The organism is Streptomyces sp. NPDC002276 (genome assembly GCF_053891435.1).
In genome coordinates, this window is the sequence record NZ_JBSFCQ010000008.1 from 371,092 (window position 1) to 392,457 (window position 21,366).

Annotated in this window: 22 protein-coding genes and 1 pseudogene; 11 read left to right on the forward strand and 12 right to left on the reverse strand. The window is 69.5% G+C overall.

Annotation, left to right across the window (positions count from 1 at the left end; translation table 11 throughout):
* Nucleotides 1–21: 21 nt before the first annotated feature.
* The 5 genes from ACWIHT_RS22780 to ACWIHT_RS22800 form a co-directional block, all read right to left on the reverse strand.
* Entirely contained in the window at nt 22–1,614 is a 1,593-nt protein-coding gene (locus ACWIHT_RS22780; RefSeq protein WP_456169993.1) for a Na+/H+ antiporter, read from the reverse strand.
* A gap of 138 nt (nt 1,615–1,752) precedes the next feature.
* The gene (locus ACWIHT_RS22785; RefSeq protein WP_456169995.1) at nt 1,753–2,136 is read right to left on the reverse strand and encodes a DUF2255 family protein; all 384 of its coding nucleotides are present in this window, start codon (nt 2,134–2,136) and stop codon (nt 1,753–1,755) included.
* A gap of 249 nt (nt 2,137–2,385) precedes the next feature.
* On the reverse strand, nt 2,386–3,429 hold the full coding sequence (locus ACWIHT_RS22790) for an NAD(P)-dependent alcohol dehydrogenase (protein ID WP_456169996.1): 1,044 nt from the start codon (nt 3,427–3,429) through the stop codon (nt 2,386–2,388).
* A 56-nt stretch (nt 3,430–3,485) separates the two neighbouring features.
* Nucleotides 3,486–3,878: a DUF2255 family protein gene (locus tag ACWIHT_RS22795; protein WP_456169997.1), complete on the reverse strand. Its 393-nt coding sequence runs from the start codon at nt 3,876–3,878 to the stop codon at nt 3,486–3,488.
* On the reverse strand, nt 3,875–5,281 hold the full coding sequence (locus ACWIHT_RS22800; protein WP_456169998.1) for an MFS transporter: 1,407 nt from the start codon (nt 5,279–5,281) through the stop codon (nt 3,875–3,877). The genes ACWIHT_RS22795 and ACWIHT_RS22800 overlap by 4 nt, the downstream gene beginning before the upstream one ends.
* A 189-nt stretch (nt 5,282–5,470) precedes the next feature.
* Here ACWIHT_RS22800 and ACWIHT_RS22805 point away from each other — a divergent pair, with 189 nt between their 5' ends.
* Complete coding sequence (locus tag ACWIHT_RS22805; RefSeq protein WP_456169999.1) at nt 5,471–6,379, forward strand: helix-turn-helix transcriptional regulator; 909 nt, start codon at nt 5,471–5,473, stop codon at nt 6,377–6,379.
* 25 nt (nt 6,380–6,404) lie between these two features.
* Here the strand turns inward: ACWIHT_RS22805 and ACWIHT_RS22810 are convergent, their stop codons facing one another.
* Both ACWIHT_RS22810 and ACWIHT_RS22815 read right to left on the reverse strand, forming a co-directional pair.
* Nucleotides 6,405–7,439: a zinc-binding dehydrogenase gene (locus tag ACWIHT_RS22810; RefSeq protein ID WP_456170000.1), complete on the reverse strand. Its 1,035-nt coding sequence runs from the start codon at nt 7,437–7,439 to the stop codon at nt 6,405–6,407.
* Between the two features lie 25 nt (nt 7,440–7,464).
* Entirely contained in the window at nt 7,465–7,878 is a 414-nt protein-coding gene (locus tag ACWIHT_RS22815; protein ID WP_456170001.1) for a (R)-mandelonitrile lyase, read from the reverse strand.
* A 229-nt stretch (nt 7,879–8,107) separates the two neighbouring features.
* Here ACWIHT_RS22815 and ACWIHT_RS22820 point away from each other — a divergent pair, with 229 nt between their 5' ends.
* A complete protein-coding gene (locus tag ACWIHT_RS22820; RefSeq protein ID WP_456170003.1) occupies nt 8,108–9,037 on the forward strand; it encodes a helix-turn-helix transcriptional regulator in 930 nt (309 codons plus the stop codon).
* Nucleotides 9,038–9,462: 425 nt separating this feature from the next.
* On the opposite strand, the gene ACWIHT_RS22825 is transcribed toward ACWIHT_RS22820, so the two are convergent.
* The 3 genes and pseudogenes from ACWIHT_RS22825 to ACWIHT_RS22835 form a co-directional block, all read right to left on the reverse strand.
* On the reverse strand, nt 9,463–10,311 hold the full coding sequence (locus tag ACWIHT_RS22825) for an SDR family oxidoreductase (protein WP_456170004.1): 849 nt from the start codon (nt 10,309–10,311) through the stop codon (nt 9,463–9,465).
* 443 nt (nt 10,312–10,754) lie between these two features.
* Nucleotides 10,755–11,513 (reverse strand): annotated as a pseudogene (locus tag ACWIHT_RS22830) (NADPH-dependent F420 reductase); the annotation flags it as partial.
* Between the two features lie 31 nt (nt 11,514–11,544).
* Entirely contained in the window at nt 11,545–11,997 is a 453-nt protein-coding gene (locus tag ACWIHT_RS22835; protein WP_456170005.1) for an NAD(P)-dependent oxidoreductase, read from the reverse strand.
* A gap of 151 nt (nt 11,998–12,148) precedes the next feature.
* Between ACWIHT_RS22835 and ACWIHT_RS22840 the strand changes: the two genes are divergently transcribed.
* The gene (locus ACWIHT_RS22840; RefSeq protein WP_456170006.1) at nt 12,149–12,556 is read left to right on the forward strand and encodes a winged helix-turn-helix transcriptional regulator; all 408 of its coding nucleotides are present in this window, start codon (nt 12,149–12,151) and stop codon (nt 12,554–12,556) included.
* Nucleotides 12,557–12,710: 154 nt separating this feature from the next.
* Entirely contained in the window at nt 12,711–13,637 is a 927-nt protein-coding gene (locus tag ACWIHT_RS22845) for a helix-turn-helix transcriptional regulator (RefSeq protein ID WP_456170007.1), read from the forward strand.
* A gap of 81 nt (nt 13,638–13,718) precedes the next feature.
* On the opposite strand, the gene ACWIHT_RS22850 is transcribed toward ACWIHT_RS22845, so the two are convergent.
* Nucleotides 13,719–14,633, reverse strand: coding sequence for a helix-turn-helix transcriptional regulator (locus ACWIHT_RS22850; RefSeq protein WP_456170008.1), 915 nt, complete (start codon nt 14,631–14,633; stop codon nt 13,719–13,721).
* Between the two features lie 151 nt (nt 14,634–14,784).
* Here ACWIHT_RS22850 and ACWIHT_RS22855 point away from each other — a divergent pair, with 151 nt between their 5' ends.
* From ACWIHT_RS22855 to ACWIHT_RS22885, 7 genes are all read left to right on the forward strand, one after another.
* Nucleotides 14,785–15,636 carry an aldo/keto reductase gene (locus tag ACWIHT_RS22855; protein WP_456170009.1) on the forward strand — a complete coding sequence of 284 codons (852 nt, stop codon included), beginning with the start codon at nt 14,785–14,787 and terminating at the stop codon, nt 15,634–15,636.
* A 92-nt stretch (nt 15,637–15,728) separates the two neighbouring features.
* The gene (locus ACWIHT_RS22860; RefSeq protein WP_456170010.1) at nt 15,729–16,547 is read left to right on the forward strand and encodes an SDR family oxidoreductase; all 819 of its coding nucleotides are present in this window, start codon (nt 15,729–15,731) and stop codon (nt 16,545–16,547) included.
* Nucleotides 16,548–16,639: 92 nt separating this feature from the next.
* Entirely contained in the window at nt 16,640–17,263 is a 624-nt protein-coding gene (locus ACWIHT_RS22865; protein ID WP_456170012.1) for a flavodoxin, read from the forward strand.
* Nucleotides 17,264–17,858: 595 nt separating this feature from the next.
* Entirely contained in the window at nt 17,859–18,236 is a 378-nt protein-coding gene (locus tag ACWIHT_RS22870; protein ID WP_456170013.1) for a hypothetical protein, read from the forward strand.
* Nucleotides 18,237–18,306: 70 nt separating this feature from the next.
* The gene (locus tag ACWIHT_RS22875; protein WP_456170014.1) at nt 18,307–18,768 is read left to right on the forward strand and encodes a hypothetical protein; all 462 of its coding nucleotides are present in this window, start codon (nt 18,307–18,309) and stop codon (nt 18,766–18,768) included.
* Nucleotides 18,769–18,848: 80 nt separating this feature from the next.
* Nucleotides 18,849–19,733 (forward strand): DNA-processing protein DprA, encoded by an 885-nt coding sequence (locus ACWIHT_RS22880; protein WP_456170015.1) that lies wholly within the window; start codon nt 18,849–18,851, stop codon nt 19,731–19,733.
* Between the two features lie 13 nt (nt 19,734–19,746).
* Entirely contained in the window at nt 19,747–20,496 is a 750-nt protein-coding gene (locus ACWIHT_RS22885; protein ID WP_456170016.1) for a hypothetical protein, read from the forward strand.
* 89 nt (nt 20,497–20,585) lie between these two features.
* Here the strand turns inward: ACWIHT_RS22885 and ACWIHT_RS22890 are convergent, their stop codons facing one another.
* Nucleotides 20,586–21,179 carry a hypothetical protein gene (locus ACWIHT_RS22890; RefSeq protein ID WP_456170018.1) on the reverse strand — a complete coding sequence of 198 codons (594 nt, stop codon included), beginning with the start codon at nt 21,177–21,179 and terminating at the stop codon, nt 20,586–20,588.
* Nucleotides 21,180–21,366 lie beyond the last annotated feature (187 nt).

Consider the following 21,366-nt stretch of genomic DNA (forward strand, 5'->3'; position numbering starts at 1 on the left):
TTTCTCCTGTCCTGGTGGGGGTCATTCGGCGGCCGGCCGTCGGGACAGCCGTACTTCCTCCAGGTCGAGGCGGCGCTGGACCTGGCGCAGCACGGTGTCGTCGATCTCGTGGTCGTCGCGGAGGCGGAGCACCGTGGCGCGTTTGTGGGCCAGCAGGGCCAGACGCAGTGCGGTGTAGTGCCGGTCGTGGCGCAGGACGTCCTCGTCCTCGTCGTCTGTCTCGCCGTCCCTGGCACGGACGACGAGCAGGTGGGTCTCGTACTCCTCGCGCATGCGTTCGGTGACCGCCGGGTCGGTGTTCAGTTCCTCGGCGAGTGCGGGGAGGGCTTTGAGGGCCTCCTCCGTGGCGGTCGTTTCGGCGAGGAAGCGCTCCTCCTCCACCGAGGTGTCGCGCGGCAGCCGGGCCCAGCGCACCACAGCCGGCAGCAGCAGGCCCTGGACCGTGAGCGTGGTGACGATGACTCCGGAGGTGACGAAGACGATCGTGTCCCGGTCCGGGAAGGGCGCGCCGGAGTCGAGCGCCGTCGGCACCGACAGGGCCACGGCCAGGGAGACCGCGCCTCGGAAGCCGGCGATCGAGGTGACCACCCGGGCGCGGTAGTTCATGCGGCGCAGCCGCTGCTGGGGACGGCGGTCGAGGAGGCGGATGAGGTAGGGGACGGTGAAGTTGAAGGCGAAGCGCGCGGCGACGAGGACGGCGGAGACGGCCGCGACAGCGATGAGGGCGCGGGTGAGATCACTGCCGTGCAGCTCGCGTACGGCCGCCTGTGCCTGAAGCCCGACGAGGACGAACAGGGAGCCGTTGAGCAGGAAGGTGGCCAGCGACCAGAACTCCTCCGCCTGGCGGCGCATCGCGGCGGCGGCCATGCGCGGTCCGGCCTGGCTCATGATCAGCCCGGCGGAGACGGCCGCGAGGACCCCGGAAGCGTGGATGAGTTCGGCGAGGAGATAGGCGGTGAAGGGGGTGAGGATCATGGCCACGTTGCCCAGCAGGGGGTCGTCGAAGACCCGCCGAGCCCTGATCACCAGCCATGCGATCAAGGCTCCGGCCGCTGCTCCGCCGAGGTAGGAGAGGGCGAACAGCCAGGTGACGTGGGGGACGGTGAAGTGCTCCTCGCCGACCGTGATGCCGACGGCCAGCCCGAATACCACCAGCGCGGTGCCGTCGTTGATGAGGCTCTCGGCGCGCAGCAGGGTGACGTTGCGGCGGGGCAGCGCTTTGGCGAGGACGCCCACGGCGGTCGCATCGGTGGGGGCCACGGCTGCGCCCAGCACCCATGCCGGTCCCCAGGCCAGGCCCAGTTGGTGTGCCACGGTCGCCACCGCGCCGGCGGTGCCGATGACCAGCACGGTGCTCATCAGGATGATGCCCCGCAGATCGCGCCGGATCTCCCGCAGGGAGGTGGTCAGGCTCTCCCAGTACAGCAGCACCGGCAGGAAGATGAGCAGCACCGCCTCCGGCGGCAGTTCCACCTCGCGCAGCGCGGGCACGAAGCCGAGCAGCGCGCCGAAGAGCAGCAGCACGACAGGCGCGGCGATCCGGTAGCGGTCACCCGCGACGTTGCCCAGGAGCACCGCCAGACCGAGGACAACTACGAGTTCGAGACCGATCACGGCATGTCTCCCGGCCGGTTCGGGGGTCGTACGGTCGACCGCGCGACATCGTGGGGACCGTGCTCGTCCCTGGTCGGGGCGCAGTGCGCAGCGGCCTCAGGGGCTTTGACGGTGAACATCGTTCCTCTCCCGCGTCGGTCAGTGAGGCAGGAGCCGCATGGTCGTCGAGCCCGCGGTCGAGCTCGTGATGCGCTGGATGGTGTTGGCGGAGTAGCGCCCGTACTTGCTGCGGTAGGCGGCGTCGACCGCGTCGTTGATCTCGCCGTCGACGTCCTCGAACGCCACGTCCTTCTCGACCCCGCCGGCTTCGACACGGCCCTCGTGACGGGCCCGGGTGCCGCGGAACCAGGCCGAGGTGGGGCCGTTGACGGAGCGGACGTAGATGTCGTCGCCCACGCGCACGACCCAGATGGTGCGCGGGCCGCTCAGCTCGCCGTCCGGCCGCCGGGAGGCGACGTCCAGTTCCTCGGCCGCTCCGACGCGGTCGAGTTCGTCGTCGGTCCAGGGAGCGGTGGTGGTCATCCGGTCATCTCCTCGGTTCTCGTACGGCTGTGTCTGTGGGGCGGGAAAGGGAAACGGGGAGGCGGACTTCTGCGGGTGCGGGAGGATCTTCCACGAGCATCGAGCCTGGTCACCGTTCTCGCACCACGGCAGACCGTGCCATGCCGGGAGCCGGTGTTCCAGGGTGTGTCAAGGCCCCTCACGCGGCACCCCGTACGAGTGCTCTCGGGGGCGCGGCTCCTCGTACGGGGTGGTCTGAGACCGCTGCGATCAGTTCAGCGTCGAGGTGTCGATCACGAAGCGGTAGCGCACGTCGGAGGCGAGGACACGCTCGTAGGCCTCGTTGATCTTCTCGGCCGGGATGACCTCGATCTCGGAGCCGATGCCGTGCTCGGCGCAGAAGTCGAGCATCTCCTGGGTCTCGCGGATGCCGCCGATCAGGGAACCGGCGTAGGAGCGGCCGCGCATGATCAGCGAGAACACGTTGAGCGACAGCGGCTCGGCGGCGGCGCCGACGTTGACCAGGGCGCCGTTCACGGCCAGCAGGCCGAGGTAGGCGTCGAGGTCGAGCTTCGCGCTGACCGTGTTGACGATGAGGTCGAAGGTGCCGGCCAGCTGCTCGAAGGTCGCCGGATCGCTGGTGGCGTAGTAGTGGTCGGCGCCCAGGCGCAGGCCGTCGTCCATCTTCTTCAGCGACTGGGACAGCACGGTGACCTCGGCGCCCATCGCGTGCGCGAGCTTCACAGCCATGTGGCCGAGACCGCCGAGACCGATGACGGCGACCTTCTTGCCGGGGCCCGCGCCCCAGCGGCGCAGCGGGGAGTAGGTGGTGATGCCCGCGCACAGCAGCGGGGCGGCCTCGTCGAGGCCGATGCCCTCGGGAATCCGTGCGACGAAGTCCTCGGTCACGACGACATGGGTGGAGTAGCCGCCCTGGGTGACCGTGCCGTCCTGGTCGACGGAGCCGTAGGTGAGGGTGTTGCCCTTGAGGCAGTACTGCTCCTCGCCCTTCAGACAGGACGCGCACTCGCGGCAGGAGTTGACCATGCAGCCGACGCCGACCCGGTCGCCGACCGCGTGCCGGGTGACCTCGGCGCCGACCTCGGTGACCACGCCGGCGATCTCGTGGCCGGGGACCAGGGGGTAGGTGGACGGGCCCCACTCGCTGCGGGCGTTGCTGATGTCGGAGTGGCAGATGCCGGCGAACCTGATCTCGATCAGGATGTCGTGCGGGCCGACGTCACGGCGCTCGACGGTCGTGGGGGTGAGAGGTTCCGTGGCGGATGTGGCGGCGTAGGCAGGGACGGTGAGCATGACTTCTCCGGTCTGGTGGATCTGTTTCAACTGCGCTTGTGCGTAAGGGAATTCGGTCAGCGCGGTTCGAGGCGCAACGTGGTGGAGCTCGCCTCGGGGCTGGTGATGGCCTTGACGATGTACGCGGCGTAGTGCCCGTACTTGGTCCGGTAGGCGGTGTCCACGGCGTCGTTGACCTCGTCGTCGGCGTCGACGATCGTCACGTCTTTCGACACCCCGCCGGCTTGGATACGGCCTTCCTGGCGGGCTCGGGTGCCGCGGTACCAGTCGGAGCCGGGGCCGTGGACGGAGCGGACGTAGATGCCGTCGCCGACCCGGACCACCCAGATCGTCCGTCGGCTGCTCAGCTCGCCGCCGCGCCGCAGGGACGCGATCTCCAGTTCCTCCGCGTGTTCGACGCTGTCGAGCTCCTGGCTCGTCCAGGCCGATGGCGCCGATGTCGAGGTCATGAGGTCTTCTCCTTGAGGAGTACGGAGGCCGCCGCGGTCAGGACCACCAGCAGCGCGGCGATCAGGAGGCTGGTGCGCAGTCCGTGCAGGAAGTGGGTGTGGTTCGAGACCAGGGCGCCGAAGACGGCCACCGACAGGGCGCCTCCGAGCTGGCGGGAGGCGTTCAGTACGCCGCTCGCGGTGCCGGCGCGCTGGGCGGGAGTCCGGTCGAGGAGCAGTGAGGTCACCGCCGGTACGGCGAGGCCGCCGCCGGTTCCGACCGGGATCATCAGCAGGACCAGCAGCCAGGCGGGCGCCGACGCCGGCGGAACGCACAGCGCCACCAGGCCCGCGGCCATCAGGAGCTGCCCGGTGATGATCGGCATGCGCGGCCCGAAGCGTGCGGTGAGTCGGGCGGCGGTCGGGCTGACGACCGCGGTCAGCAGCGTCATCGGCAGGAACGCCAGCCCGGTGGCCATCGGCGAGAGGTCCTGTTCCTGCTGGAGGTACAGGCCGAGCAGGAAGATCATCCCGTAGAAGCCGACGTTGAGCGCGAACCCGATGGTCGCCGAGAGTGCCATCGTCCGGGCGCGCAGGAGCTCCAGCGGAACCATCGGGTGACGGCCGCGCGCCTGGGCCAGCAGGAAGACCGCACCCGCCAGCACGGACACCGCCAGGGCGAGCAGCACGCGCGGTGCGAGCAGGCCGACGGCACCGGCCTCGATCGCGGCGTAGGTAAGGCCGCCCATCGCCGCCACCGCGGCGATCTGCCCGGTCCAGTCGAACGGGGTGTCACTCTGGCGGGGCGAGCGGGCGGTCCGGGTGAGCAGGAACAACGCAAGCACGCCCACCGGCAGATTGACGAAGAAGATCATCCGCCAGCTGAGCTCGCTCAGCACACCGCCCAGCACGGGTCCGGCCGCGGCGCCCACCGAGCCGCCCATCGCCCACACCGAGATCGCCCGGGCACGCGCGGCGGGGTCGGGGAACGCCTCGCGGATCAGCGCGAGCGAGGCCGGCACGATCACCGCGGCGCCCGCGCCCTGCACCAGCCGGGCCGCGACCAGCACGCCCAGGTTCGGTGCGAATCCGCATGCCGCCGAGGCGACGGTGAACACCACGAGTCCCGCCCCGAACGCCTGGCCCGCGCCGATCCGGTCGGTCACCGATCCCGCGGACAGCAGCAGCGCGGCGAACATCAGGGTGTAGCCGTCCACCACCCACTGCAGTCCCGTCATCCCGCCGCCGAAGCCGCGTCCGATCTCGGGCAGCGCGACGTTCACGATCAGGGCGTCGAGCGTCATCACGAAGAAGCCGAGCAGCGCGGCCGCCAGCGCCCACCGGGCACCGTTCGCGGTGCGGGGCTGCCCGGCGGCGGTATCGGCCGGCGCCGACGGCTTGTCCGATGCGACAGAACTGGACACGGGTGGATCTCCTGATGAGGAAACGACGGGGCGGTACGGAATGAGCTCTTCGAACCGTCATCCAGCCTGCGTGCCGGACGTCTCGCGTGGCAGGCCGAGCTGTGCCGGGGAGCGCTGTTCGGGGGTGTGACAGGGCCCCCCAGGGCCGACCCATGGATTCAGTCCTGCCAGCCCTGACACACTGGCCGCATGGCACGTGAGCAGCGCGACGGCAGCGACGGCACCGAACTGGGGCGCTTCCTCCGCGCCCACCGCACCCGCGTGACACCCGAGCAGGCCGGTCTCAAGGCCGGCCCCGGCCTGCGGCGCACACCGGGGCTGCGCCGTGAGGAGCTGGCCACCCTCGCCGGTGTGAGCATCGACTACTACACACGCCTGGAACGCGGCAAGGAGTCCCACCCCAGCCCGTCCGTCGTCGACGCGCTCGCCCGCGTCCTCTTGTTGGACGAACACGCCCACGAGCACTTGCGGGACCTCGCGGTGTGCGCCGCCCGCCCCACCGCGGCCGGGCCACCGACGGCGCCCACTTCTTCGGTGGGGCCCGGGGTCGGGCTGCTGCTGGAGAGCCTGCGGCCTCACCCCGCCGTCGTGGTCGGCCGCACGATGGACCTGCTCGCGTGGAACCCGGGCGGGCTACGGCTGTTCGTGGGCATGGAGCAGTGGCCGGTGGAGAAGCGCAACGTCGCGCGCTGGATCTTCCTCAACCCCGGCGCCCGCACCGTGTTCGACCACTGGGACGAGCAGGTCCGCGCATGCGTGGGGCGGCTACGCGCCCTGGCCGGCACCGACCCGGACGCCCCCGACCTCGTCGGGCTCGTCGACGAACTCCTGGCCGAGAGCCCGGAGTTCGTACAGCTCTGGGACCGCTACGACGTCCGGGCGCACACCCACGGCCGCAAGACCTTCCACGTCCCGGACGTCGGGACCCTCACCCTCGACTACCAGTCCATGCAGTTGGAGGGCTTCCCCGGTCACCGGATGGTCGCCCACTACGCCGAGCCCGGCACCTCCGACCACGACAAGATGGTCCTGCTGGACATGGTCGCCACCGGGTCGGACGGGCCGGACGCCGAACCCGCCGAGGAGAAGCGGAACTGACGTCCGACGGGGGCTGTCGACCGGGTCAGGGCCGGATCAGGACCTTCAGAGCGGTCCGGTCGGCCATGGCCCGGTAGCCGTCCGGTACGCCGTCGAAGCCGACGGTGTGATCGAAGACCCGGCCGGGCTCGACCGTGCCGTCGAGGATGTCGGGCAGCAGTTCCTCGATGTAGGCACGGGCCGGGGCGGCGCCGCCGGTGACCGTGATGTTGCCCATCATCGACTCGAACCCGAGCGGGATCTCCGTGTACTGCGCGACGCCGAGCCGGCTGATCACACCGCCGTGGCGGACGATGCTCAGCGCCGTGTCCATCGCCTCCGTGGCGCCGACGGCCTCGATCACCGCGTGCGTGCCGTCGCCGCCGGTCAGCTCCCGCACGCGCTCGACGCCTTCCTCGCCGCGCTCGGGCACGATGTCGGTGGCGCCGAAGTCGCGGCCCAGGTCGGTACGGTCCGTGTGCCGCCCCATGAGGATGATCCGCTCGGCGCCGAGCCGCTTGGCGGCCAGCACCGCGCACAGTCCGACCGCACCGTCACCGATGACGGTGACGGACTTGCCGGGGGTGACCCGGGACGTCACGACTCCGTGGTGGCCGGTGCAGTACACGTCGGACAGAGTCAGCAGAGACGGCAGCAGGGCGGAGTCCTCGGCCACCGGCAGCTTGACCAGCGTGCCCTGCGCCTGCGGCACGCGGACGGCCTCGCCCTGGCCGCCGTCCACACCGTTCGGGCCCCACTGGCCGCCGTGACGGCAGGAGGTCTGAAGGCCTTCGCGGCAGAAGTCGCAGGTGTTGTCCGCCCAGACGAAGGGTGCGACGACCAGGTCACCGCTCGTCAGCCCGGACACGTCGGAGCCGACGTCCTCGACCACACCGAGGAACTCGTGACCCATGCGCCGGCCCTCCTCGGAGGCGGGCATCGAGCCGTACGGCCACAGGTCGCTGCCACAGACACAGGAGCGCACGACGCGTACTACGGCGTCCGTGGAGTTCTGGATCTTGGGGTCGGGTACGTTCTCGACGCGGACATCGCCGGCGCCGTACATCACTGTTGCTCGCATGAGCCTTCTCCCAGGGGGTCGCTGTTCAGCGGGTACTGCTGCGCGGCGCGTTGTACTCGGCGTCGTCGACCTTCTCCAGCCAGGTCGTCTCCGGGCCGCCGTCGCCTGCGCCCTCCCACATCGCGAGGTGGGTCATGAAGTGGTCGGAGGTCGCGCCGTGCCAGTGCTCCTCGCCCGGGGGCGTGTGGATCGTGTCGCCCGGGTGAGCCTCGATGACGGTGCCGTCGCGCGTGCCGATCAGGGCGGTGCCGGAGACGATGTGCAGGGTCTGGCCCAGGACGTGCGAGTGCCAGTCGGTGCGCGCGCAGGGCGAGAAACGCACCATGTTGGCGCGCATCCGTGAGGGCTCCTCGCCGGCGTGGATCACGTCGAACCAGACGTCCCCGGTGAACCAGTCGGCGGGTGCCTTGACGGTGGGCTGCTTCTTCAGGATTTCCAACGCTCTGCTCCTTGCTGTCCTCGACGATGTCCTTGAGGTGCACGATCGCGCTCATGGCGTCGAGCCGCCCGGCGCGGGACGCCGAACGGAAATCTCCGATGACATCGACCCTTCCCCCATCACCCGCCGGGTGGCAGGGCGGGCTGTGCAGGGGAGCGGTATTCCGGGGTGTGACAGGGCCCCCCACGCATATGCCGAGGAGGTGGTGGGGGCCCGCAGACTGGAAGACATGAACAGCGAGCAGCGGAACGGCGGGGGCAACGAGCTGGGGACCTTTCTGCGCGCCCGCCGGGCCCGCGTGGCCCCGGAGGAGGCCGGTCTGACGGCCGGTTCGGGTCTGCGCCGTACGCCCGGGCTGCGGCGCGAGGAACTGGCCACCCTGGCCGGGATCAGCATCGACTACTACGTCCGCCTGGAGCGCGGCAAGGAGACCCGGCCCAGCGCGTCCGTGGTCGATTCCCTCGCCCGCGCCCTCCTGCTGGAGGACGACGAGCACGAGCACCTGCGCAGCCTGGCCGCCCGTGCCGCGCGCAGTGCGCCCGAGCCGCCCGCCGCCCCCAGCCGCACCGTCCGGCCCGGTGTGAAGCTGCTCCTGGAGAGCCTGCGCCCCCATCCCGCGCACGTCGTCAGCCGTACCAACGACCTGCTTGCCGCCAACCCCGGCGGAATGCGACTCCTTCCCGGCATCCAGGACTGGCCGGCCAGGGAGCGCAACATCGCCCGCTATCTCTTCCTCCACCCCGCCTCGCGTGACCTGTTCCACGACTGGAACCTCCAGGTCCGCGGCTGCGTGGCGCGGCTGCGTGCCCTGGCCGGCACCGATCCCGATGCCCCGGACCTGACCCGGCTCGCCGGTGAACTCCTCCTCAAGAGCCCGGAGTTCGCCCGCCTGTGGGAGCGCTACGACGTCAAGGGGCACTCCCACGGCCGCAAGACCTTCCACCACCCCGAGGTGGGCGACCTCACCCTCGGCTACCAGTCCATGGAGCTGGAAGGCACCCCCGGCCATCGCCTGGTGACGTACTACGCCGAGCCCGGTACCGCCGATCACGACGCGATGACCCTGCTCGACCTGCTGGGGCAGGAGCACCTCGCCAAGGGGACGTCGGCGGGCGACGACCGGTCGACGACTGAGGCGGGGCACCCCGCCTCGCCCTGACAGTCGAACGCGAGTGGACCTGTTGCCACCCGCTCCGCTTCGGACGCTCACGGGCATCACAGGCCCGACGACGAGTTCTACGGCCATGGCGTTCGCCCCGCGCCCCGGTCGATCAGCCATCCTTCGCGCGCCGGAAACCGCCGCACCGCGCGGGGCCCGCGACTCCGGCCGGACGAGGACGACGATGTGAGCGTCGTCGACGGCGGAGGCCTCATCGAGAGCCGAAACGTCCTCGGCACCTCGACCACCACGGCCTCAACCGGGCGCGGCACCACCGTCGTCAGGGCCGTCACGCCGCCGCCTCAGTTGTCCCGGCGCGGCACTCTCGATCGACGGCCCATGCGCCGGGACCGCACAGGCTGAACCGCCCCACCCGGACTGCGGGCGCGGATCTGGGCGGACTGGCGGCCGTGGCTCTCGGCTCGTTACGGCGTCGTCAGCTCACCGGCGCGCAGGGCCGCGGTCACACCGCCGTCCATCAGGAGGTCGGCGCCGGTGATGAAGCCGGCGTCACGCCCGAGCAGGAAGGCGGCGGCAGCGGCGACCTCCTCGGAGGTGCCGAACCGCTTGGCCGCCGAGGTCTCGCGCACCTTGTCGAACCACTCGCGGCGTGGGCCGGAGAGCTCGTCGAGGGCCAGCGGGGTGATGATCACGCCGGGGCTGACGGCGTTGACGCGGGCGCCACGCTTTCCCCACGCGGCTGCGGCGGTCTGCACGCGCAGCGAGTTGGCTCGCTTGGACATGGCGTAGGCGTGGACGGACGAGCCGAGCTGCTCCGGCTGAAGGAACGGCAGCGCGAGCAACTGTGAGGTCTCGGTGGTCGCGAGCGCGTGCTCGATCTCGGGTGCGTAGGGGCTCTCCCGGTGCCCGGCCATGCTGGCGACCACGATGCCGGCCCCGCCGGGCGCGATCACCCGGGCGAAGGCGTCCAGGACGTACGCCGTGCCGAGCAGGTCGACGTGCAGCAGCCGCTCGATGGTCGCCTGGGTGGGCGAGACGCCGGCGGCCTGGATCACCTGGGTGACCGCGCCCATCCCGGTCGCCGTGGCGGCCAGCGCCTCGACCTGGGCCAGGTCGGAGATGTCGGTGGCCTGGACGGCGACGTCGTAGCCCTCGCCGTGCAACTGCTCGGCGGCAACCTGCGAGGCCTTCTCGTCGTGGGCGGCCAGCAGCAGGGTGCGGCCGGAACCGACGCGGCGGGCGATGGCCAGGCCGATGCTGCCGGGGCCGATGACGACGACGATCTCCTTCGCGGGCCTGTTGTCCGTGCTCATGCTTCGGCTCCTTCAATCCATGTTCTCGGGGTGGGTTCGGGTGCCCGGGACAGGGTGGGCGGACCGGTCGGCTGCTCGTCGCAGGCGCCGTGGATCCGGTCAGGACGCGGAAGCGGCGAACAGAGCACAAAAGTTGATCTTCCCTGCTGCAGTTTCGCGTCCCGGGGCTCGGCGCACCCACCAGGCGGATCCGTTGGCGGCCGTCCACGAGAGCGGGCAGCTCGTCGGGCTCGGCCACGTCGGCGGCGTTCGATTCGGTGTCCCCGCGTCGGCGTTGTGCGAGCCCACGCGATGTGTCCGGTGTCCTCGATCCGCAGTGTCGCGCGTGGCCACTTGGCCCAATGCCAAGGTAGGGGCCTGACCTGGTCGGTGACAGGCCGGGCTGTACGGGGGAGCCGTGTTCCAGGCTGTGGCACGGCCCCCCACCCGCCGGACAGGCCGCCCTAGCCGAGGGTCGCGCTGGCGTCGCCCGCGGCGCGCCGGACGGTGGTGTCGGTCAGTTCCCGCACCGTGTCGGCGGGCACCGGGACGCCCGGGGCCTCGAAGAACCAGCGCCCCGCCTCCTCCTGGCTCAGCCCCTCAGGCCGTGCCGGCAGGTACGGCTGGACGTAGACGGGGGTGCCCGGCTCGCTGCGCCAGCTGTCGGCGAGCGTGCCGATGTCCACGGCGTCGTAGCCCAGGACGTCCAGCAGCTCGGCCACCTGTGCCTTGGCGGCCGGGTCGTCACCGGCGATGGGCAGGGCGCTGCGGTCGTCGGCGCCCGCGGGCCGGGCGGAGCTGAACAGGCGCACGAAGTCGATGCTGTTGAAGGCTTTCACCACCTGGGAGTCGGCCAGGTGTCGCTGGACCAGGGCGCTGGAGGTCTGCTCGCCGGAGTCGAGTTCGGTGATCCTGCCGTCGCGCTCGGGATAGTAGTTCATGGTGTCGATGACGGTCTTGCCTGCCAGGGCGGCGGTGAGGAGTTGCCCGTATGCGTTCAGCGGGACGGTCGCCACCACCAGGTCACCGGCCTGCGCGGCCTCGGCGGGTGTGACCGCGCGGGCCTGTTCGCCGAGGTCGGCGACGAGGTCGGCGAGGGTCTCGGGGCCGCGGGAGTTGCTGAGTACGACGTTCAGGCCGGCGGCGACCGCCAGGCGGGCCAGCGCGCTGCCGATGTTGCCGGCGCCGATGAGGCCGAGGGTCTTGGTCATGGGGCGATCTCCTTGTGGGTGTGTGTGGTGGGGTGACGAGAGGTCAGCGGCTGACGGTGAGCACTGCGGTGCGCCGGGACCACGCGCCTTCGACGGCGGCCTCCAGCAGGAAGGCGGCGACGTCGGCCCGGGAGATCCTGGGCAGGCCGGGCACGCGGTCGAGTGCGGTCAGGTCGACGGCGTGGACGTTGCCCGTGGCGGGCTTGTTGGTGAGCAGCACCGGATAGGCCAGCGTCCAGTCCAGGCCGGAGGCGGTGAGGATCCGCTCGCCCGCGGCCTTGTCGGCGAAGGTGGCCTTGCCGCCCTTGTAGAGGAACCGGGCGAACGCGGAGGCCTTGGCCAGGGACTCGCCGACCCCGAACGCCGACATGATCAGTACGCGCTTGGTTCCGCTGTCCTCGGCGGCCCGGACCAGCGCGAGCGTGGTGTCGGCGATCAAGTTGCCCGGGTCTTTGGCCTTGCCGAGTCCGAGCGTGGTGTCCGGCCGCGGTGGCACGCTCCGTGAACAGGGTGCCGGTGGCGCCGGTAGCGCCAAGGAGGAGGAATTTCATCGGACGACTTCTCCCTTCGGGAGCCCGTGGTGGCTCATGCTTACGAAAATATAGTACTTACTAGGAATAAGTACATTGCCCGTTTAGCATGAACGCATGAGCCGAGGGACGGACCGCGTGGCCGGGATGAGCGTGTTCGATCCGCAGTGCACGTCGCGGGAGGTGCTGGAGCACGCGACGGGCCGGTGGGGCGCCCTGACCCTCGCCGCCCTGGTCGAAGGCCCCCTGCGGTTCGCCGAGGTACGTCGTAACGTGTCCGGGGTCTCCGACCGCATGCTGTGGCAGACCCTCCAGCGACTGGAGGACGACGGCCTCGTCACCCGCACACCGCACCCCACGGTCGCCAGGCGGGTCGACTACGAACTCACCGCTCTCGGCCGCCCGATCGCCGAGCGGATCTGCGACCTGATCGACGCCATCTACGAGCAACTGCCCGGCATCGTCGCCCACCAGCGCGCGAACGGCACCGGCTCGGCTCCACCCACGGAAGACACGGCGGGCTGAGGCCGTTCTTGAAGTCCGCCGGCGGGATCGGCGTCGGCAGCATGATCGCGGCAGGGAGTCGGAGGGCGGGAGTGCCCTTTCCGGGGCGCAGCGCGGATGTGCGTCCGACCGTTGCCACCGAACGCAGGACTCACGGAAGTGCCAGACTGAACGAATGGATCCCGAGCGGCAGACCGGCGGCCGGAGCGCCGACAGTGAGCTGGGCTGTTTCCTGCGGGCCCGCCGAACCCGGGTCAAGCCTGCGGACGTCGGCCTGTCCATCGGTCCGGGGCCGCGCCGGACACCAGGCCTTCGTCGCGAGGAGCTCGCCACGCTCGCCGGGGTGAGCATCGACTACTACGCCCGGCTCGAACGCGGCAAGGAGACCCGGCCCAGCCCGTCCGTCGTCGAGGCCCTCGCCTCCGCTCTGCGGCTGGGCGAGACGGAGCGCGCCTACCTGCGCGACCTGGCCGCCAGGACGGCCCGTGGCGCCAACGGAGGCGGCCAGCCGGATCGTGCCGGGCAGCGTCCGGCCGTGAACCGGGGCGTCGAACTGCTCCTCCGGACACTGCGGCCCCACCCCGTCCACGTCGTCAGCCGCACCTACGAACTGCTCGCCGCCACCCCCGGCGGCCTGCGCCTGCTGCCCGGTATGAAGGACACCCCGCCCGAGGAACGCAACGTCGTACGGTGGCTCGCCCTGCATCCAGGGGCTCGCGCCCTGTATCCGGACGACTGGGAGAACCAGATCCGCGGCTGCGTGGCCCGGCTGCGCGCACTCGCCGGCACCGCCCCCGACACCCCGGGGCTCAGCCACCTCATCGCTGAACTGCGTGACAAGAGCGCGGACTTCGCCGAGTTGTGGGAGCACTACGACGTCCAGGGCCACACCACAGGCACAAAGACCTTCCACCACCCGGAGTTCGGCGTCTTCACGCTCGGCTTTCAAGCCCTCGACCTGGACGGCACCGACGGTCACCGAGTGATTTTCTACTACGCCGAACCAGGCACCCCCGCCCATGACGTGATGGTGCTCCTCGACATGGACCAGCCCCAGAACGGGACCGGGTTGGCCACTGGCACCCCCATGGCCAACCGATAGCGCCGACGGCCAGGCTTTTCATGCCGACGCCGGCAAGGCCGCCCTCGGCCACCAAGTCCAGGGAGCCGGAAGGTGTCTCCGTCACGACCGTGTACGCCGTCGCTGTTCGGCCGTCACGTCCGGATGCGCGGCCGGCCGGGGAGCGGTCAGGTCGAGCAGGAGCATCGCGTCGTGGTCCGGGGTGCCGGGTTCGGCGGTGTACACGCCGAGACGCTGGCCGGGGGTGTCTTCGAGGTGCATGCTCTGGCCGCTCAGGGTGAGGACGCCGACCTCGGGGTGGTGGAAGGTCTTCTGGATCTTCTTGCGGCCGACGACGTCGTAGCGCTCCCACAGCTTGGCGAAGTCGGGGCTCTTGAGCAGGAGTTCGCCCACCAGGTGGGTGAGGTCGGGGGCGTCCGGGTCGATGCCGGACTGGGCGCGCAGCCGGGCGACGCAGCCGCGTACCTGGTAGTCCCAGTCGGGGAAGAGGGCGGGCGCGGTCGGGTGCAGGAAGAGGTAGCGGGCGATGTTGCGCTGGGTGGCGGGCCAGTCGGCGAGGCCCGCGAACAGGGCGAGGCCGCCGGGGTTCCAGGCGAGCAGGTCCATGCTGCGGCTGATGACGTAGGCGGGGCTCGGCCGCAGTGTCTCCAGGACCAGCTTCAGGTGCGGGGGCACGGTGCGGCTGGGCGGCGAGGGCTCGGGGGCGTACTGCGCGGCTCGGGTGGCGAGTTCGCGCAGGTGCTGGTGTTCGGCGTCGTCGAGACGCAGGGCACGGGCGAGAGCGTCGAGTACGGCCGGGCTGGGACGGGTCTCCTTGCCGCGCTCCAGGCGGACGTAGTAGTCGATGCTGATGCCGGAGAGCGTGGCCACTTCCTCGCGGCGCAGACCGGGGGTGCGGCGCAGGCCGGTCCCCACGGTGAGACCGACCTGGTCGGGGCTCGTCCGGGTACGTAGCGCGCGCAGGAACCGGCCCAGCTCTCCGCCGTCGCCCCTGGCCGTGCTCTGCTCGGATGCCATGCCGCCAGTGTCACCCCGCGCTGACCTGGGCGGCAGGCGCGTGGGGGGCCCTGTCATTACCCCGAACGCCGCTCCCCGGCACAGCTCGACCTGCCACCTGGGGCGCGAAGGCGGGATGCTCGAAGAACCCGCGAAAGGTAAGGAACGCCCCATGCAGACCGTCACCCTCAACAACGGCGTCGAGATGCCGATCCTCGGGTTCGGCGTCTACCAGATCCCGCCGGAGCAGACCGAGCAGGCCGTCAGCGATGCCCTCGCCGCGGGTTACCGCCTCCTCGACACGGCTGCCGCCTACGGGAACGAGGAGGCCGTCGGCCGCGCGATCAAGAACAGTGGCATCCCCCGCGAGGAGCTGTTCGTCACCACCAAGCTGTGGGTCCAGGACGCTCCCGCCGAGGAGAACACCAAGCGGGCGTTCGAGACGTCGTTGGCCAAACTCGGCCTGGACCACCTCGACCTGTACCTGATGCACCAGCCTTTCGGCGATGTGTACGGCCAGTGGCGCGCCATGGAGGCCCTCAATCGCGAGGGCCGCGTCAAGGCGATCGGCGTCGCCAACTTCTACCCCGACCGGCTCCTCGACCTCGTCCTCAACAACGAGATCACCCCGGCGGTCAACCAGATCGAGACCCACCCGTTCTTCCAGCGCACGGCCGACCAGGAGCTCATGCGCGAGCACGGGGTCCAGATCCAGTCGTGGGGCGGGTTCGCCGAGGGCAAGAACGACATCTTCACCCACCCGGTCCTGAGCGAGATCGGCGCGAAGCACGGCAAGTCCGTGGCCCAGGTCGTGCTCCGCTGGCTGACCCAGCGCGGCGTCGTCGCGATCCCCAAGTCGGTCCGTGCCGACCGCATGGCGGAGAACTTCGACATCTTCGACTTCGAGCTCACCGGCGACCAGATGGCGGCCATCGCCACGCTGGAGACCGGGGCGACGCTGTTCTTCGACCACCACGACCCGGCGATGGTCAACTGGCTCAGCGCACGGCGCTTGGAGGCCTGAGCCGACAGGCGGCCGCGCCACCGCACCGGACAAGCTCTCGCGCGAGCACTCCTCCCGTACGGCCCCGAGCACCCGCCCGGGAGGGGTACTCCTTGACGCCGTCAGACGGCACCCACCTCACGGACCAGGACCTCACCATGCCCCAGAAGCAGCACATCACCGACGTCCTCATGGTCGGCGCGACCGGCAGCATCGGGCGGCTCGCGGTCGAGGCCGCACAACGGCACGGCCTGCGCCCGCGGGCACTGGTACGCGACGTCCGCCGCGCCGAGCGACTGCTCCCCGGCGTCGAACTGGTGCAGGGCGACCTTGAGGATCCCGCCTCCCTGCGGAACGCGGTCGGCGGAGCCGATGCCATCGTCCTCACCCACGGCTCCGGCGGCGACCCCGAGACCCGCCGCCGTGTCGACTACGGCGGCGTACGCAACCTTCTACAGGCTCTCGATGGCGCCCAGCCGCGTGTGGCACTGATGACCTCCATCTACGCCACCCGTAGCGACATCCCGGGCAACTCCCCCTGGAAGCGGCGCTCCGAGCGCCTTCTGCGGGCCGGCGGCCTCCCCTACACCATCGTCCGACCGGGCTGGTTCGACCAGGCAGGACCCACCCAGCGGCGCCTCGTCCTGGAGCAGGGCGGCACGGCCGACGGCGGGATCGCCCGCGACCAGATCGCCGAGACGCTGGTACGCAGCCTGCTGACGGACACGGCACTGGGTAAGACGTTCGAGCTCATCGCCACCGAGGGCGAAGAGCCGTCCGACTGGGCCGGACTCTTCGGCGCCCTGAAGAACGACGAACCCGGCTCCGTGGACGGCGTGCTGGACCCGGCCGACCTCCCCGTCGAAGCCGAACCGCGGGCGGTGCGCGCGGATCTCGACGCGGTCCGTTCCCTGAACGGAAGCAGTGGATGACAGCGCGCGGATCCAGCACTGCGAAGAGGAATCCAGCCACGCTGGGGCGACGCACGCTCCTTCGTGGCGCCCTTCTGGGAGGAGCCACCGCCATGACCGGTGTCCAGATCACGGGCTGTTCCCCGTCGCAGCCGAGCGGGGCGACGACGCCGGAGGCCAGTGAGAGAACCGGGGCGACGTCCACGTCCGGTAAACGGGTACTGCTGGCCTACTTCTCCCGGGCGGGCGAGAACTACTACAACGGCGGACGTACCGACCTCAAGACCGGAAACACCGAGGTCCTCGCCCGCATGATCAGCGAGCACATCGAGTGCGACGTGCACCGCATCGAAGCCGCCGATGCCTACTCCGACGACTACGACGCCACGGTCGCGCGCAACGTCCGCGAACAGGACGCCGACGCCCGGCCGGCCATCGCCAACCCCCTGTCCTCGATCGACCGTTACGACGTCGTCCTGCTGGCTGGCCCCATCTGGAACGTCCGAGCGCCCATGATCATGTCGACCTTCGCCGAACGCTACGACTTCCGCGGCAGGACGGTCCATCCGGTCACGACGTATGCGATGAGCGGACTGGGCACGACCGAGCGCGACTACGCGGCGCTCTGCCCAGGCGCGACCATCGGGGAAGGGCTCGCGGTACGCGGCGAGGAAGTCGGCAAGGCCAACGCCGAGGTCCGATCGTGGCTGCGGCGCATCGGTGCTCTCCAGGACTGACCCGCTCGCCGGAGCCCCGCCGCCCTGCCTCTTGGCGGATACGCCTGGTGTTCGGTGTGCTGGTAGTCCTCTCCCTCCTTGTGCCCCCCCAGTTCCCTGGGCGGGATCGCACGGCCCGGTGATGGCAGCCCCCGATTCCCCACCTGAAAATCAAGGCGCCGTCAGAGCCACCCGCCCAGAGTGATCAACTCGCGGTGCACCAGCGGTTCGACGAAGGGACTTCTCCATCCGCCGAACCACAGGATCGGACAACCGCAGTTCTGCCCCGGAACGTCCGCCGACTCTGTCGAGGTGAAGTTCCCGAAGGAGCGGCTTCATCTCGAAATCCTGTTGATGGGCGAGTGCGCCGATCCAGCTGGTCAGTGACTCCCCGGGGATTGGCTGCACCACGGGTTCGGTCAGGGTGCGGCGCGGTGGGCGACGCTTCTGCGCCGTCTTCTTGGCGGTACTCACGACGGGAATCCTGTGGCAGGTGCACTCTGTGCTATTCGAATAACAGCAAGGAAGAGTTGGGGCATGGACGATGCCCACCTCGGATGGCCGCGACGTAGTACGTCCAGTCCTCATCGATTCCCCGAAACGCCGGCTCCTTCTGATGCCGGCAGAGCCTGACAGCGAACCCTGCCGCTGGACCGTGCCGACACTCCCCATGCGCCCCGGCGAGACCATCCGCCGCGCGGCAACCCGGCATCTGCGTCGAGATGCTCATCTCCCCGCACTTCGCATCCCGCCGCTCATCGGCCGGCTCTCCCGCAAGGACGCACCGCAGGGCGTTGAGTACGTCGTCGTGGTGCGGCCTGCCGCGGAGAGCTGGCCGTCGGCCGTCCGCTTCGCGCTCGCCCCGGAAGCCCGTTGGCGGACGACGGCCGAACTGCGGTCGTCCGGAGAACTGGTCGAGCCCGCTGAGCCGCTCGACTTCATGGACGGCTACTGGGACGGGTGGCTGCCGGACGGCGAGATCTCCCTCGAATGACCGTCCGCGCCGTATCTCGTACACCGACACCGACACCGACACCGAACTCGTAGGAGCAGGAGGGCAAGAAATGACCTTGCACGCCATCGAGATCACCCTGACCCGTACGGTTGAAGCCGTCGAAGTGAAGGCAGCGCAGCAGGCCCGTTCCCTGCCTATGGCGGCCGCTGACGACGGCAGATGCCTCGTAGTCCTGGTGTCCGCCAGGGATGAACGGCGGGCCATGCGGAAGATCTGGAAGCGGTTGGAGGACTCGCTTCCGATCGACGTGCTCTGCAGTCTGTTTCCGGGACCCGACGGCAAGTACCTGATGAGCATCCCCATGAGTGCAGAACTCCAGGAGCGGATCCGGAAGTGTGCCGCCGCCGAGCGGAAGACTCCGGAGGAGTACCTCCAGCAGGCGATCACAGAGGCACTGGCCCGCGACCGGTCGACGCGCCGGGCCCAACTGGAGTGCTCGCTGAACGAACTGTTGCGCACCTACAGCCCGAAGGAAGTCGTCGGTGCAGCGGCGCGGCGGATCAACGAGTGACCTGGTCTTCCTCGGAGTCTTTGCGGTCCGGGTCCCTCCATTCCCTTACCGCTCAGGTGGCCCGTTCCTATACTCATGGCATGGACCAGGAGCTGGAGCACGCCGCGCTCGTCGCACTATTGCGGCGCGGGGACCGCTCATGGCCCCAGCTGACCGACCAGGTCGAGACCGTCGGCAGCGCGCGGGACGTCCTGGAGAGCGCGCTCGACGCTTCGGGGCAAGGCGCCCTCTTCGACACCGAGCCGGCCGTGGACCTGGAGTCGATCGCCGCCGAGATCGCTGCCTGGGGACGCGAAGGCATGCGGCTGGTGACGATCATGGATGAGGACTATCCGCTGTGTCTGCGGCTGGTGCACCAGCGCCCACCGTTCTTGTTTCTGCGTGGCGCGCATATTGAGGACGACCTGCGGGTTGCCGTCGTCGGGACTCGCAGGCCCACACCGGAGGGAATCGCCCACGCCCAGGCCATCGCGGGAGGGCTCGCTGAGCGTGGTGTCACGGTGGTCAGCGGGTTGGCTGCCGGAATCGACACCGCCGCACACGGAACCGCTCTTGCAGTTGGCGGACGCACGGTCGCAGTCATCGGTACTGGTTTGCGCCGCTCCTACCCGACACAGAACACAGGTCTGCAGGAGGAGATTGCCGAGAAAGGGCTGGTTCTTTCCCAGTTCTGGCCCGACGCACCGCCGTCGAAGGCGTCTTTCCCCATGCGCAATGCTGTAATGAGCGGCTACAGCCTGGCCACGGTTGTGGTTGAGGCCGCGTATCGAAGCGGAGCCCGTATGCAGGCTCGTCTCGCCTTGGAGCACGGGCGCCGGGTCTTCCTGATGCGCTCTCTGATGATCCATGAGTGGGCCCGGGAGTACGCGACCAGGCCGAATACGACTGTCATCGACGGCGCGGATGACGTCTTCAACGTACTCGACTCTCTCGTCCCCACCACGGGCGAGCTTACCTGGGCATAGTCGGCGGACCCGGGTGGCAACCGTTGTCGGCCTGTCCGACCGCTACGCCAACTTCCTTGTCCATCCCTTACTGTCCGGTCAGGGCGTATGCCAGGTTTGTCGTGGTACCGCGAATCCTGGCTATCCGAGCTGCAGGCAGTGCCAGCAGACCAGTAACCTTCTCGGCCCGGGTGTCGCCGACGCGATTGTCCCGGTGAGTCTGGCCCTCAAAGGCGAGCAGTACGCGAACGAACTGTGGCGCTACAAGAACGCCCCCGGCCCACAGCAGCTGTACTTTCGAACAGGCCTTGCGGCTGTTCTGTGGCGTTTTCTCGCCCTTCACGAAGCCTGCGTTGCAGCCCACTGCGCCGTGCCCCGCTTCGACATCGTCACTACGGCACCTAGTACAAGCGGCCGAGAGAACCACCCTCTGCGGACCATGGCCGCCGAGATGGTCGAAACCACCCGCGACCGCTATCGCGACCTGCTCAGATCAGCTCCGGACGCAGCCGCTCTTGGTCGGAATCCGTCGCGCTCGCGCTATACCTCGGCCGCACTCTGGGGCGAGAACGTCCTGGTCATCGACGACACGTGGACCAGCGGAAACCATGCTCAGTCCGCCTCTGCGGCACTGAAGGCAGCGGGGGCGGGGAGCGTGGCGGTAGTCGTTCTCGGACGGCACCTGAACAACTCGTACGGCGACACAGCCACGCTCGTCCAGCAGGCGCGGCTACGCAGGTTCTCCTGGGACACGTGTGTGCTCCGGCCTTGGCACCACGGCTGAGTTCGGACCTACGCCCGCCAGATGGTGACCTGGCGGTCAGGAGCATTTCTCCATCGTCCACTGAGGCAACTCGAATAGATGAACTCGCGTCAGCTCAGATCATCAAGGCTGGTCTGTCCCTCGATGTGTCCTGACTCGCTATGGCGCGTGTTGGTGAATTCCTCCAGGTGGCCTACAGTGCGCACCAGATGCGCATTGTAGAGCCAGTGCAGGTTTCCCTCTCTCTCCAGTTTTCCGCTCACCTGGACAGCAAGGTTCTCCTCGTAGGCGCGAATGGCCTCGTGGTACTCATCATCGTCAGCCAGTCGGACCCGTACCTTCTTCGGCTGATTACCTTGTAGGTTTTCAACCCCGAATACGCCTGGACTATCGGCCTCTTTTCGGGCGAGTAGATGTACTCGTCCAACTACAGATGTGAAAGTCGACTCCTCTGCGGCAGCTAGTCTGTGTGCCGCTTTCTCCAGGATGGGAGTATCTCCGCCAGAAAACTCGTAGCGTGAGATCTGATCTTCTACGTCCCCTGGTACCGATGTGTCCCACTCGATCGTGATGTCGGAACCGTCGGAATTTTCTGTGATCCCGAGAATCGCAGTCGCCATCTCGTAGGAGACGCCATGCCGAACGCCCTCGTCGAAACCAGCGAGGGATCCGCTTGTTGCCTTGGCGCGATACTCCTCGCCCACAAGCTCCGAAAAGTGGGTGCACTGGCCTGACGAAGGACGTGCTGCATGAGTTCGACGAATTCCGGCGCCTCGCGGTCCAGAGGGATGACAAACGATCCCAGTCGGCCCTCGGTCTCGCCTGGAGGGGCGAGCCGGTTGTAGATGCCTGATCGCCGGCCGACGACGTGCCATCCCGCTTCGATGAGGA

What these genes read in the sequence shown, in the direction of transcription:
- ACWIHT_RS22820 (WP_456170003.1), top strand. Translation starts at nt 8,108, where the DNA reads ATGAACAGCGAGCAGCGGAACGGCGGGGGCAACGAGCTGGGGACCTTT.
- ACWIHT_RS22805 (WP_456169999.1), top strand. Translation starts at nt 5,471, where the DNA reads ATGGCACGTGAGCAGCGCGACGGCAGCGACGGCACCGAACTGGGGCGC.
- ACWIHT_RS22790 (WP_456169996.1), bottom strand. Translation starts at nt 3,429, where the DNA reads ATGCTCACCGTCCCTGCCTACGCCGCCACATCCGCCACGGAACCTCTC.
- ACWIHT_RS22875 (WP_456170014.1), top strand. Translation starts at nt 18,307, where the DNA reads ATGACCTTGCACGCCATCGAGATCACCCTGACCCGTACGGTTGAAGCC.
- ACWIHT_RS22795 (WP_456169997.1), bottom strand. Translation starts at nt 3,878, where the DNA reads ATGACCTCGACATCGGCGCCATCGGCCTGGACGAGCCAGGAGCTCGAC.
- ACWIHT_RS22865 (WP_456170012.1), top strand. Translation starts at nt 16,640, where the DNA reads ATGACCGGTGTCCAGATCACGGGCTGTTCCCCGTCGCAGCCGAGCGGG.
- ACWIHT_RS22785 (WP_456169995.1), bottom strand. Translation starts at nt 2,136, where the DNA reads ATGACCACCACCGCTCCCTGGACCGACGACGAACTCGACCGCGTCGGA.
- ACWIHT_RS22845 (WP_456170007.1), top strand. Translation starts at nt 12,711, where the DNA reads ATGGATCCCGAGCGGCAGACCGGCGGCCGGAGCGCCGACAGTGAGCTG.
- ACWIHT_RS22825 (WP_456170004.1), bottom strand. Translation starts at nt 10,311, where the DNA reads ATGAGCACGGACAACAGGCCCGCGAAGGAGATCGTCGTCGTCATCGGC.
- ACWIHT_RS22870 (WP_456170013.1), top strand. Translation starts at nt 17,859, where the DNA reads ATGCCGGCAGAGCCTGACAGCGAACCCTGCCGCTGGACCGTGCCGACA.
- ACWIHT_RS22880 (WP_456170015.1), top strand. Translation starts at nt 18,849, where the DNA reads ATGGACCAGGAGCTGGAGCACGCCGCGCTCGTCGCACTATTGCGGCGC.
- ACWIHT_RS22855 (WP_456170009.1), top strand. Translation starts at nt 14,785, where the DNA reads ATGCAGACCGTCACCCTCAACAACGGCGTCGAGATGCCGATCCTCGGG.
- ACWIHT_RS22850 (WP_456170008.1), bottom strand. Translation starts at nt 14,633, where the DNA reads ATGGCATCCGAGCAGAGCACGGCCAGGGGCGACGGCGGAGAGCTGGGC.
- ACWIHT_RS22810 (WP_456170000.1), bottom strand. Translation starts at nt 7,439, where the DNA reads ATGCGAGCAACAGTGATGTACGGCGCCGGCGATGTCCGCGTCGAGAAC.
- ACWIHT_RS22840 (WP_456170006.1), top strand. Translation starts at nt 12,149, where the DNA reads ATGAGCCGAGGGACGGACCGCGTGGCCGGGATGAGCGTGTTCGATCCG.